The organism is Flavihumibacter rivuli (assembly GCF_018595685.2).
GTDB classification, from domain to species: domain Bacteria; phylum Bacteroidota; class Bacteroidia; order Chitinophagales; family Chitinophagaceae; genus Flavihumibacter; species Flavihumibacter rivuli.
This window is the reverse complement of the sequence record NZ_CP092334.1, coordinates 3,322,852-3,335,644: the sequence shown is the minus strand read 5'-3', so window position 1 is coordinate 3,335,644 and position 12,793 is coordinate 3,322,852. Positions and strand designations below refer to the sequence as shown.

Annotated in this window: 10 protein-coding genes; 4 read left to right on the top strand and 6 right to left on the bottom strand. The window is 50.5% G+C overall.

Going from position 1 to position 12,793, the window contains the following annotated elements; translation table 11 throughout:
• Positions 1-12: 12 nt before the first annotated feature.
• Positions 13-252 (bottom strand): hypothetical protein, encoded by a 240-nt coding sequence (locus KJS94_RS14200; RefSeq protein ID WP_214448140.1) that lies wholly within the window; start codon positions 250-252, stop codon positions 13-15.
• Positions 253-366: 114 nt separating this feature from the next.
• Here KJS94_RS14200 and KJS94_RS14195 point away from each other — a divergent pair, with 114 nt between their 5' ends.
• Positions 367-1,941: a tetratricopeptide repeat protein gene (locus tag KJS94_RS14195; RefSeq protein ID WP_214448139.1), complete on the top strand. Its 1,575-nt coding sequence runs from the start codon at positions 367-369 to the stop codon at positions 1,939-1,941.
• Positions 1,942-1,988: 47 nt separating this feature from the next.
• On the opposite strand, the gene aspT is transcribed toward KJS94_RS14195, so the two are convergent.
• From aspT to KJS94_RS14170, 5 genes are all read right to left on the bottom strand, one after another.
• A complete protein-coding gene (aspT, locus tag KJS94_RS14190; protein ID WP_214448138.1) occupies positions 1,989-3,674 on the bottom strand; it encodes an aspartate-alanine antiporter in 1,686 nt (561 codons plus the stop codon).
• Between the two features lie 75 nt (positions 3,675-3,749).
• Positions 3,750-4,649, bottom strand: coding sequence for a helix-turn-helix transcriptional regulator (locus tag KJS94_RS14185; RefSeq protein ID WP_214448137.1), 900 nt, complete (start codon positions 4,647-4,649; stop codon positions 3,750-3,752).
• Positions 4,650-4,685: 36 nt separating this feature from the next.
• The gene (locus tag KJS94_RS14180) at positions 4,686-6,023 is read right to left on the bottom strand and encodes a glycerate kinase type-2 family protein (RefSeq protein ID WP_214448136.1); all 1,338 of its coding nucleotides are present in this window, start codon (positions 6,021-6,023) and stop codon (positions 4,686-4,688) included.
• Positions 6,024-6,068: 45 nt separating this feature from the next.
• Entirely contained in the window at positions 6,069-7,934 is a 1,866-nt protein-coding gene (locus tag KJS94_RS14175) for a phosphoenolpyruvate carboxykinase (GTP) (RefSeq protein WP_214448135.1), read from the bottom strand.
• Positions 7,935-8,044: 110 nt separating this feature from the next.
• Positions 8,045-9,379, bottom strand: coding sequence for a GntP family permease (locus tag KJS94_RS14170; protein WP_214448134.1), 1,335 nt, complete (start codon positions 9,377-9,379; stop codon positions 8,045-8,047).
• An 809-nt stretch (positions 9,380-10,188) separates the two neighbouring features.
• On the opposite strand from KJS94_RS14170, the gene KJS94_RS14165 reads away from it, so the two are divergent.
• The 3 genes from KJS94_RS14165 to KJS94_RS14155 all read left to right on the top strand — a co-directional run bounded on the left by KJS94_RS14165 (position 10,189) and on the right by KJS94_RS14155 (position 12,742).
• Entirely contained in the window at positions 10,189-10,770 is a 582-nt protein-coding gene (locus KJS94_RS14165; RefSeq protein ID WP_214448133.1) for a peptidylprolyl isomerase, read from the top strand.
• A 45-nt stretch (positions 10,771-10,815) separates the two neighbouring features.
• Positions 10,816-11,640, top strand: coding sequence for an ion transporter (locus KJS94_RS14160; protein ID WP_214448132.1), 825 nt, complete (start codon positions 10,816-10,818; stop codon positions 11,638-11,640).
• A 622-nt stretch (positions 11,641-12,262) separates the two neighbouring features.
• Positions 12,263-12,742, top strand: coding sequence for a YdeI/OmpD-associated family protein (locus KJS94_RS14155; protein WP_214448131.1), 480 nt, complete (start codon positions 12,263-12,265; stop codon positions 12,740-12,742).
• Positions 12,743-12,793: the final 51 nt, after the last annotated feature.

The following is a 12,793-nucleotide window of genomic DNA, read 5'->3' as shown; positions in this document are numbered from 1 at the left end:
TGGGGCAGGGATTCAGGACTGGGATTGTAAAGACTTCATCACTTCTTCCTCAAGGTTGATGCAGAGCATGCGGCAGGAGTTTTCCAATCGCTCATCCTTTTCCTCCATTACCACCAGGCGCTTAAGGGTATCATGACACTGCCAGAAATCATCGCATAAGGACCTGAAGTTCGCACTATTCTCATACAGCTCAATCAATTGTCCCCGGTGTTCGGGATACCTGCTGATCATATAATCCAATTCACGGGTCATATTTGTTGATTGTTTTATTTCTCTATATTGTGCCCGTTCTCCTTACAATATTACCTTTCCTTACAACGCATCCTGCCTTGAAAAACCGGTTTACAGTAAAGCAAAAGGTAAAACGTGACCACTAACACTATTAGTCCTGAACGCATCCACCAACAATTGGGGAAAATACTGGCAACAGAAAATTTTCAACACTCAGCTGCCTTGTCAAGGTTCCTGAGTTTCATTGTGAAGGAAACTCTGGCAGGGGAAGATGCTAAACTGAAGGAATATACCATTGCCGTTAAAGTGCTCTCCAGGGAGCCGGACTTTAATCCCCAAAAAAGCCCGATCGTCCGCATCCACGCTGGCAGGCTAAGACGTGCATTAAGCGAATACTATGAAACAGAAGGCAGTGAGGATGAGATCCTGATCAGCATTCCCAAAGGTTCCTATGTGCCACAATTCTCTAATAAGCAAAGCGTTGTTCCTGAAGCAAGGCCCCTTGCGAAAATTGAGGCAAGGTCAAGGAGGATCACGGTAGCGGTATTACCATTCAGGTATTACGACAACAAACAAACCGACTCCCTTTCTTATGCGGATGGGTTTTGTGACCACCTGAGCACCGAGCTCACCAAGTATGCTGATCTATCGGTCATTTCCTATTTCTCCTGCAGGAAGATCAAAGATAAAGTTGCGGATGTCAGGGAAGCAGGCCTGGTCCTCGATGCCAGGTATATCCTTACAGGTAGCATCCAGGTTAGTACCAACAGGATCCGCATTACGGTCCAATTGACCAGGAGTGACACCAGTGAGCAGGTTTGGGCCAATACTTATGAACGGTCTGGCAATGAAACCAATTTGTTTGATATCCAGGATGAGATCGTCTGGCAGGTAGTTAGCCAGACAGCAGGTTCCCATGGTGCTATTTCCAGGCACATTGCCAAGCTTCCACCCAACCACCAGCCTGCTGACCTCGATAATTTCAATGCCATCAACTGGTACTACTATTTTGTTAGTGACCTGTCGGAGGAAACCTTTGACAAGGCAGAAGCCGCTTTATCCAGGGCAGTGGAAGAAGACAGGAACTATGCCCTTGGATGGGCGATCCTGGGTGAAGTGTTGATCGGTGGATTTTTCATGGGGCATAAAAGTAAACTGGTCACCGACCAATTGGAGAAGGCAGTAACCTATGGCAAAACAGCCATACGGATTGATCCTACCTGTCAGCATGCCTACCAAACCATTGCACTGGCTTCACTCTTCCTGCAAAACAAAACCGAAAGCCTGAAGGCCATAGAAGAATGGTCCAGGATCAAACCTGTCGCTGCAGGAGTACAGGGTGCCATGGGCTTTATCCTTATCTGTTGTGGGGAATACGAACGGGGTTTCAAGATGCTCGATGAATCCATCAACCTCAACCCTTTCTACCAATGGTGGTTGAATGCCGGGCTTTCTTTTTACTTCATTCACCATCGTGATTATAGTAATGCCTTGTATTGGGCGGAGAAAATGAACCGTCCTGAAACACCATGGGAGGATTTACTGAAATTGGTTTGTCACAAAGGCCTGGGCAACGAAAAAGATGCTGCACTAATCCTTGAAAGAATAAGAAAAGACTTCCCCTTTGCTTTAACAAATCCTGATCTTCTTGTTGGAGCATTCCTGCAGGATAAGGAACTGGTTGCCCACATCAAGGCTGCACTACTATAACCAAAGGCCTGATCAACGATATTTAAGGTAACTGGTTTTAGTGGCCACTAAGGTCTCGTCATAATGGACACGATCACCGGACCCCATGCAGTCAGGAGAATATTTCCCAATGCATACGGTATGGTATAACCGAGAACTGGCACCTTACTACCGGCTGCATCCTGGATGGCTTTAAGACCAATAGTGGTGGTCCCGGCACCCGACTGGGCACCAAGCAGGATAGCAGGATTCATCTTCAACACATAGCGGCCAAAATACAATCCAATGATATGTGGCACCAGCGCAACAACCAGCCCTGCAGGAAGGATCTGCCAGCCCGTATGCTGCAGGCCGGAAATGAATGAAGGTCCCGCAGACAAACCAACGATACCAAGGAAAGTAGCTAAGCCCAGGTTATCAAATATCCAAAGTGCGGCCTCGGGAATATTACCATATTTCGGTGTCCGGGAATGGATCCAGCCAAATACCAAACCCATAACCAATGCACCGCCGCTGGTACTAAGGGTGATCGTGATCCCGTTCCAACTGGTAGCCAGTAAGCCAACCAGTCCACCCAGCACAATACCCAGGCTCACAAAACTGATATCGGTGTTCACCCCTTTCAATTGCTGTACACCAAGGGTGGTGGTCAACCGGTCCACATCCTCCTTACGGCCATAGATGGTAAGGACATCCCCGGCATGCACCACAGTGTCTGCCTGAAAAGGTAATTCCTGACCTGCCCTGGTGATCTTTTCAAGTAATACCCCTTCCCCATAGGTGGTAGCAATCTCCTTTAAGGTCTTATCGACGATCCTGTCTCCCTTTACAACGAGTTCAAATTCCCTCATGGGATAATCAAGCAGTTTGCGATCCATTACTTCCTTACCAATGCCATTCATGATGTCAAGGATAACACCCTGCCGGGCAGCGATCGCCAATATATCGCCTTCCTGTAAAACCAATTCGGGACCGGGCTCCAATATAGCCCCCAATCTACGCAACCGGTGGATCACGATCCGCTTACCTGGGAAACTCCTTTCAGCCTCACCAATGCTTTTGCCTACCCAATGGTCCTTATCCAGTTGAATGGATCGGATAGACCATTCCTTTAAAGCAGTTTGCTCATCACTCTCCTGCGTCCCTGCTGAGATCATGGTCGATTCATGTACGGCGCATTCCTTCTTCAGGTCAATGCCCAATAACTTAGGTGCCATATTGGAAAGGAACCAAACCAGTGAAGTAGTACCCACCAGGTAAGCAACCGCATAAGCAATGGGGATATTATTGATCAGCTGTTTCTGTTCTTCCGGGGAGATGGCCAGTTTCTTGATGCTTTCACTGGCCGTACCAATTACGGTGGATTCACTAAAGGCCCCAGCCAGGATGCCGGCAGCAGTACCCACATCATACCCCAGGAATTTGGAGACCAGGATCGCCGTGACCAGGCATCCTACGCACACCACGATCGTGAGAAGGAACATGGGCAAGGCATCCTTCCTCAACCCATAAAAAAACTGGGGACCAACCTTGTAGCCAGTTGCAAATAGGAAAAGGTCGAAGAAAATGATCTTCACCACCTCGGGTATCTCTATGGTAAGCTGTCCAACTACCATCCCGGCAAATAAGGTCCCTAACATGGCCCCTACCTGGAAACTGCCGATCCTGATCCTGCCGATCAGGAAGCCAAATCCCAGGGTCAGGAAAACTGCCAATTCAGGATGTTCCCTTAAAATGGTTGCAATAGTATCCATAAAGCAATAGTTGTGGGGTAAATAAACGCAGGGACGGATCGCTACTAACACAAATGCTTAACCGAAAATCATTCATCACTTATACCGCTGGTAGGCTTCTTTCAGGATAGCCCTTACTGATTTGCGCAAGGACTTGGGTTCCAGGACCTCTACCTCGGTCCCCATCGCCAGCAGGCGCTGGATGAGTTCATAGTTGGGTACGACAAAATACCTGAAATCGGTATAGTCTTCTGTCTGCTTCACCACTTCCTGTGAGGCATGCAGCGGAAAGCTCAGGAGGTATTTATCCTGTTTCGGATAAACCCTCAGGATCACTTCAGAGGGGTTATCTACATCATAGGTTACCCCTACCACATGGTTGAAGAGATCGGCATAGGGAAACTTTTTCTTCGGCTCAAAGGTCTGCTCCAGCAATTTCAGGTCATGGATCCTGTCCACCCCAAATGTCCGCAGTTCACCATCAGGTGTATAGCCTACCAGGTACCAGCGGTAGAGGTATTCACGCAGGAGGTAGGGTTCCACCACAAACTCCTTAAAGGTCCCCTTGTGGTAATTCTCATGGCGAAAGCTCACCTGTTGCTGGCTGGTGATGGCCCTGAAAAGTGGGTCGAGCCAATGGATACCTTTCAGTTCACTGCTATTGCCGAAGGAAATATGCTTCAGTGCCTGCGCAGGCTCCGCCATCAGGGTCTGTCCAAATGCAGCCACCTCACCTGTTTTACAAAATCGCATGAAGTCAGCTACCTGTGGCAGTGTATCCTCATCGATCCTGTAGCAGTTCTTCGCGGCATCATAGGGGATACTGATCTTGTATTCGTAACGAAGGCCTTCCAATAAGCGTTCAAAAGTGCGGGGACTCAATTGAAATCCTGCAGTCTCCAGGGCCGACATCAGTTGCTTCCTGCTGCGTCCCTTGGAATGGAGCAAACTATCGATGATGATCTTGTATTGGTGGATCTTTCCCTGGAGAGACATAGTAGTAAGTTACGTTATTCAATGCTCGGCTCAAAGTCATTCAACCAGAATAATCACAATATCCATCACGTTGGTCCTGGTTGGACCAGTAATAATATGACCACCCGCATTGCTGAAAAAATGATACGCATCAAAATCCCCTATTGCTGCCTCTCCATCGATCCCTTTCGCATGGGCATCCGGGAAAGTCCTTCCATCTGCTACAGCACCTGCCGCATCAGTTGGACCATCCGTGCCATCAGAACCTGCCGACAGGACGGTGATGCCTGAGGTTCCCGCAAGCAGTTTGGCCATTACCAGTGCCATGTGCTGGTTCCTTCCACCCCGTCCGGGTCCCCCTACTCTCAAAGTGGTTTCCCCGCCCATAATCCAGCAACATGGTTTGCGAACCGAAGGATCCGTTTGTAAGCGTTTAGCTTCCGGTACAATCGCTTCCGCCATTGCCACGGTGTCACCATGCAAATCCAGGTCATCTTTCACAACCAATAAACCGGCTTTCCCGGCAGCAGCAGCAATGGCTTTCAATGCTATCCGGTTACTCCCGATGATATGGTTGCTTACCCGGTCAAAAACGGGATCACCCGGCTTGGGGGTTTCGGGTAACTGTCCGGCTACCCCGGCTGCCAATACCCTTAACAGGTCAGGATAGATGGCAGAAGCAAGCTTATACTTATGCACTACCTCCCATGCATCAACGAAGCCTGAAGGATCAGGGCAGGTGGGACCCGAAGCGATCACAGCTGGCGAATCGCCCGGCACATCCGAGAGAAGTAAATTGACCATGGTGGCCGGGTATACCTTCCTGGCCAGCTGCCCACCCTTGATCCCCGATAAATGTTTGCGAACGGCATTGATCTCGTCAATACCCGCCCCGCTGCTTACCAGCAATGCGTTTAGGCCAACCATGGCTTCATCTGGAACGCCACCCGGACCATCCGCAAGTAAAGATGACCCGCCACCCGACCATAATCCGATCACCAGATCAGTCGGACTGACCCCTTCCACCAAATGCAATAATTCCCGGGTGGCGCTGAAGGCAGCTGCATCCGGGACCGGGTGGCCAGCCTCCCTTATCGTAATGAATTGGGAAGGCGAAGCATGCCCATGTTTGACGATCACCAATCCTTTGCTGATCCTTTCACCCAGGACCGATTCGAGAGCAGCAGCCATTTGTCCACTGGCCTTACCTGCTCCCATTACAATGATATTCGTATAAGCATTTAAGTTATATACCTGGTCACAAACATGAATTTGCCCTTCTATTCGCTTAACATTGGCCAGTAGTAACCTCTCGGGATCAACGGCTGCAATACCAGCAAGGAATAGTTCCCTCAGGCTTGATTTGGGATCATTGGTAGCGGTGCTATCCTTCATGTAACTGATAGAATCCTTGCAAATAATGAATACTTGATAAACTGATTAATGATGCTCTACCCACTCTGGTTGAAGCCCCCAGTGTTCGGGTGAACGCCATAGTGAGGACAGCAACAGTTCGCGCATAAAGAAGAATTCCTTGGGCAGCTTATCATACATCCGCGAAAACAATTCTTCGTGCGACAATAATTCCTTCTTCCATGGTTCCCGGTCTACGGCCATGATCTTATCAAAATCTACCGCATCGAATGACTCCATATCCGCCCAGTCGAGGTCCTCATGCCTGGGCATCCAGCCGATTGGACTTTCCACTGCGGAAGCCTGGCCATTGATCCTTTTCACGATCCATTGCAGTACACGCATGTTTTGTCCAAATCCCGGCCAGATGAACTGCCCGTTCTCGTCCTTCCTGAACCAGTTCACCCCGAATATGCGCGGGGCATTGGGCAGGTTTCTTCCGAACTGCAGCCAATGGTTTACATAGTCGCCAATATGGTAACCGATAAAGGGCAACATGGCAAAGGGATCATGCCTAACCTTTCCCAGTTCACCAAAGGCAGCGGCCGTCATTTCACTACCCATTGTAGTGGCGAGGTAAACCCCGAAATTCCAGTTGAAGGACTGGTAAACCAAGGGTACAGTTGTGCTGCGCCGTCCACCAAAAATGAAGCCATCTATGGGCACGCCATTCACGTTATCCCAACCCTCATCGATCGCTGGGTTCTGGTGGGCAGGTGCGGTGAACCTGGAGTTGGGATGGGCAGCTGGCTTTCCACTTGATGGATCCCATGGCTTTCCATGCCAGTCGGTAAGTCCTTCCGGGATTTCCCTGGTCATGCCTTCCCACCATACATCCTTGTCCGGGGTCAACGCCACATTGGTGAAGATGGTATTGGCCCGGATCGACTCCATGGCATTGGGATTGGTCTTGGCATTGGTACCCGGTGCCACACCAAAATAGCCGGCTTCCGGGTTGATCGCATACAACCTTCCATCCTTGCCTTTATGGATCCAGGCAATATCATCGCCCACCGTGGTGATCTTCCAGCCATCGAAGGTATTCGGCGGGATCATCATGGCGAAATTGGTCTTGCCGCAGGCACTGGGGAAGGCAGCTGCCACATAGGTCTTTTTACCTTCAGGAGATCTCACCCCAAGGATCAGCATATGTTCGGCCAGCCAGCCTTCTTCCTTTCCCATCACTGAAGCGATCCTCAGGGCAAAGCATTTCTTTCCCATCAGGGCATTGCCACCGTAACCACTTCCATAGGAAATGATCAACCGCTCTTCAGGGAAATGGGAAATATATTTCACATCCGGATTGCAGGGCCAGGGTACATCCTTCTGCCCCGGCTCCAGCGGCGCCCCGACAGTATGAAGGCATTTCACAAAATGACGGGTCATATGGGGCAATACCTGCTCACCTATGCGCGTCATGATGCGCATACTCACCACCACGTATTCGGAATCGGTCAGCTCCACGCCATACCTGGCATAGGGCGAACCAAGCGGACCCATACAGAAGGGGATAACGTAGAGTGTCCTTCCCTTCATGGCTCCTTCTAAAAGATAATTGAGGGTCTTCTTCATCTGTGCGGGTTCCATCCAGTTATTGGTGGGACCAGCATCTGATTGCAAACGACTACAAATGAAAGTCTTGTCTTCCACCCTTGCCACATCGCTGGGATCACTGAAACAGGCAAAGCTATTGGGGCGCTTTTCCGGATTCAGGGGAATGAAGGTGCCCTTCTTTACCAGCAGCTTACAGAGGTTATCATATTCTTCCTGCGACCCATCGCATAAGTGGATATGGTCCGCAGCACATTGGGCAGCGATCTGCCTGGCCCATCCTTCAATTTCGCTGAGTACAGGGCTCGATTTGAAATGGGAGAAATTGGTCCTTATGGCCATAGAGAAAGGTTAATGGTGAATTCGAATTTACCCAGCCTTTTTCTAACGGCAACAAATATTGAACAGTTAAAGGACTGATTTTAATTAGGTCGGGGTACTGGTTGGTTACCTCAGGGCCAGATGCTGCTGACCAGCCAAACCAGCAGGAAGCTCACCAATCCCATCAGGATGGAGGCGATCGTGTATACCTTCAGCAACACATGTACCGGTACCTGCTGGAATTTCGCGATCACCCAGAAATAAGCATCATTGGCATGGGATACCATCATGGAACCCGCACCCATGGCCAGCACCGTATACAACCTGCCATCGGGGGATTCTAATCCCAGTTGCGGCAACAGGGGCTGAACCAGTGAAGCGGCGGTGATGATGGCCACAGTGGAAGAACCCTGTGCCGTCTTTAGCAATGAGGTAACCAGGAAAGGGAAGAAAATGCCCAGGCTTTCGAGGGGCAGGCGAGCACCCAGGTGCTCACCCAAATGGGTAGCCGCCAGCACGGCACCAAATGCCCCACCCGCGCCAATGATCACCAGTATGCCCCCTGCTTTCTCTGCCGACTCCTGCAGCCAGTAATTAAAATGGCTATCCCGCCATCCCCTGTTCAGGCCAATGGTAAGCAGAAGGGCAATGGCCAGGGCGATCACCGGCTCACCGGTGAAATACAGGATATCCTTCCACCCCGGTGATGCAGGCTTTACCGGATACAGGATAGAACGAAGGGTCAGGAGCAGGATGGGCAATAACACAGGAAGGAAGGCCTTCCAGGCAGGTGGCAGGATGCCTGTGGAAGCAGTGCCTGCCTTTTCTTCCCGGTCTTCCAAAAGTTCAGTACCCTTTCCCGCATATAACGCCCATCTATAACCGACATACATGGCCGGGATGGCTAGCAACATGCCAACGATCACGAGCTTGCCATAGTCGGCCCCAATGATCCCCGCGGCGGCTGCGGCACCAGGGTGGGGAGGGATGAGGCAATGGACGGAATACAATCCCGCTGCCATGGCAACCGACATTACGGCAATGGGTTGGGCAGTGCGGATGGCGACAGACTTGTTAAGGCCGCTGAGTACGATGAAGCCGGAATCACAGAAGATGGGCAATCCCACCACATAACCGGTGATGGCCATGGCCAGTGTCGCGAACTTCGGCCCGATCCATTGAAGGATATGGGTGGCCATCACGGTGGCACTGCCGGTCTTCTCCAACAAAATACCTAATGCCGTCCCCAGGACAATGATGAAGCCCAGGGACTGCATGATATGACCAAAGCCGGATCTCATGGTATCGAGCACCTGGAGGGTGGGTATGCCCACGCCCCATCCTACCAGCAAGGCAGCGAGGAACAAGGCGAAGAAGGGATGCAGCCGGATCCTGGCCGTAAGCCAAACGATCAGCAGCACCCCTGCTAATAAGGAAAGCATCACCTGCAAAAAAGAAGTTTCCATACAGGGAAGTTAGGAAGAGGAAGAAGGATTAAATGACCCACCTCCCCTAAAGTTTCGGTGGGCAGTGTGAGAAAATGTGGAGACCGGCCTCCGCTGAAGCTATGGCCGGCGAAGTGTGGAGACCCGCCTCCGCTAAAGCTGCGACGGGCACTGTGTGAAGACCTACGTCTGCTGTAGCTACGGCGGGCGAGGTGTGGAGAGGTTCATGCATTTTTCACCTCAGCAGGGTCTCCCGCAGGGGACCCTGATGAAAGTAGGAGAGAAATTCATCGGGAGTCATTTGCAACCATGCCCGCTGGCGTGATGAGATGTACTATCCCCCGTTGCTCCCGTTGTGTCTTATGACCAACGGGTAGTTGGAAGATGAGCTTAGCTGGTGGATGTATAAATATTTTGCCTTTATACATTTCACCTCAGCAGGGTCTCCCGCAGGGGACCCTGATGAATAATAGGAGAGAAATTCATCGGGAGTCCTTTGCAACCACACCCGCTGGTGTGATGAGATGTACTATCCCCCGTTGCCCCCGTTGTGTCTTATGACCAACGGGTAGTTGGAAGATGAACTTAGCTGGTGGATGTATAAATATTTCCCCTTTTATACATCGGGGTCCCCTTCGGGAGACCCCGCTGGGGCTAAAAAAATACCTGACTCTGCTGAAATTCATCAGGGTCCCCTGCGGGAGACCCTGCTGAGGTGAAACAAATGAAAATTAAAATTGGCGCAGCCGTTTCATGCCGCTTACGTAACAACCCCTCAAAGCAGCCCACGCGTTACTCCACCATTTACACGACTTCATTACCTTCACCCAATGAAAACGATGCTACCAATCCTGGTAATGTTGATCCTGTTCGCGGGCTGCAGCAGCCGCCCGACTGACAAGCCCGTGGTGGTCATTGAAACAGCAGAGGGCGATATCTCCGTTGAGCTCTACCCTAAGCAGGCACCGAAAAGTGTGGCAGCCTTCCTTTCGTATATAGATAAAGGTTATTACAAGGACATCTCCTTTTACCGTGTCCTCAACAACGACAACCAACCTTCCAATGCCCCTAAGGCAGAGCTCATACAAGGCGGTTGCTGGGGAAGCAAGAACCGACCCAAAGTGCCGGGCATCCCGCACGAAAGCACCCAACAAACCGGGCTGAAACATGTAACCGGGACGGTATCCTTTGCCCGCCTCGAACCCGGAACGGCAACCACTGAATTCTTCATTTGCATGGACACCCAGCCCGGACTCGATCATGGCGGACCCAATAATCCCGATGGCCAGGGTTATGCAGCTTTTGGCAAGGTGATACAGGGTATGGATGTGGCCAGGAAGATCTTTAAGCAATCTGAAAGCGACCAGTATTTCGACCCTCCTGTTCCCATTTACCGCATCAAGCGTGATTAAAACGCAAAACCTTCCGGTGTTGGACGCTCTTTTGTAACTTATGGTATGAATGAAGCTAGCCCCAGCAAATCTTGGCGGGAGAAACTCTTTACCGTCATCTTTGAATCAGATACCCGTGCAGGCAGGCAATTCGACCTGGCTTTGCTTTTGCTGATCACCTTAAGTGTGGTCCTGGTGATGGCACAAAGTATCCCCTCCGTTCATGAACAGTATGGCGACCTGTTGTACGACCTGGAATGGATACTGACCATCATCTTCACGGTGGAATATATTCTTCGCATACTCTCGGTAAAGCAGCCCATTCATTATATCACCAGTTTCTATGGATGGATCGACCTCTTGTCCATCCTCCCTACCTACCTCAGCCTTTTCCTGCCGGGTACCCATTTCCTGATGGCCATCAGGGCATTGCGACTGATGCGCATCTTCCGCATCCTCAAGCTCAGCCAGTTTGTGCGCGAGGGCACCACCATCATCCTGGCGCTTAAAGCCAGCGCCCAAAGGATCTTTATCTTCCTGTCGTTCGTGTTGCTGCTGAGCATCATCCTGGGTGCCATCATCTATGTGGTGGAAAGCGGCCAAAATGAAAAATTCACCAGCATACCCCAAAGTATCTACTGGGCCATAGTGACCATCACCACGGTTGGTTATGGTGATATCTCTCCGATCACCCCAATGGGTAAAGTAGTTGCTTCTTTAATCATGTTGCTGGGTTATGCCATCCTGGCCGTACCCACTGGTATTGTCACAGTAGAACTGTCGAAAGCCGCCCGTCACCAGGAACCCAAGGCGCAGGCTTGTCCCAACTGTTCCCGCGAAGGACATGATCCGGATGCCAGTTTTTGCAAATATTGCGGGCATGCATTGTGATAAAATCATGAGATGTGAAGATGTGATTGTACACCAACCATTTCTACCCGACCATTCACCCCAGCAGCGTCTGCCGAAGGGGAGCCTGATGAATAGCACGATAATGGTTCATCGGGATATCTTTCTGTTTTAGCCCCATCGGGGTCTCCCGAAGGGGCTACCGTGTACCCACATTTATTTTTACCCCATCGGGGTCCCCTTCGGGAGACCCCGATGTATAGAAGGCGAAATATTTATGCATCCAACAGTCAAGCTAATCTTCCAACTACCCGTTGGTCATAAGACATAACTGGGGCGACGGGGAGCCAAATCATTTCAATCCATAGTGGTACTCTTCAAGATTCCCCGATGAATTTTCATCCAACCATTCATCAGGGTCCCCTCCGGGAGACCCTGATGGGGTTAGAAATAGTTTTCGTTGTTATTACCCGTTGGTCATAAGACACAACGGGGGCGACGGGGGATAGTACATCTCATCACGCCAGCGGGCGTAGTCGAAAAGGACTCCCGATGAATTTCTCTCCTACTATTCATCAGGATGATGATTCATTGGAATTTCTTTCTGTTACAACTCCAAAAAACTATTCCGCTAACTTTGCCCTCCCCTTATTCTATTCTATCCATGCAACAAAAGCCCATTCTGCATAAAAAGGTCCAACTCGAAAAATTCCCCGGGAAGGGAGGTTGGACCTATGCCCGTATACCTGAAATACTGCAGGATCCCCATAGCCCCTTCGGTTGGGTAAGGGTCAATGGCAGTATCGATGGGGTGGAACTGCAACATTACCACCTGATGCCCATGGGCAATGGTCAACTCTTCCTGCCCGTGAAATCAGCAATACGCAAGAAGATCAAAAAAGAAGCAGGCGATTGGATCGAGGTTATCCTGTATGCCGACACCAACAGCATTGATGTTCCCCCTGATTTCCTCGAATGCCTGCAAGATGAACCAGCCGCACTCGCCTTCTTCCAAAGCCTCCCGGAAACTGAACAACTCCAATGGATCAAATGGATCGGAGCGGTAAGTTTGGAAGAAAAGCGGATCGAGCGCATGGCCAAAGCGGTCAATGACCTGGCCAGGAAGATCAAGTCCCCTAACTAAAAGCATGTATTGAAGTTACTGGCTTAACCCCTTCCATTTATCCATACTGCT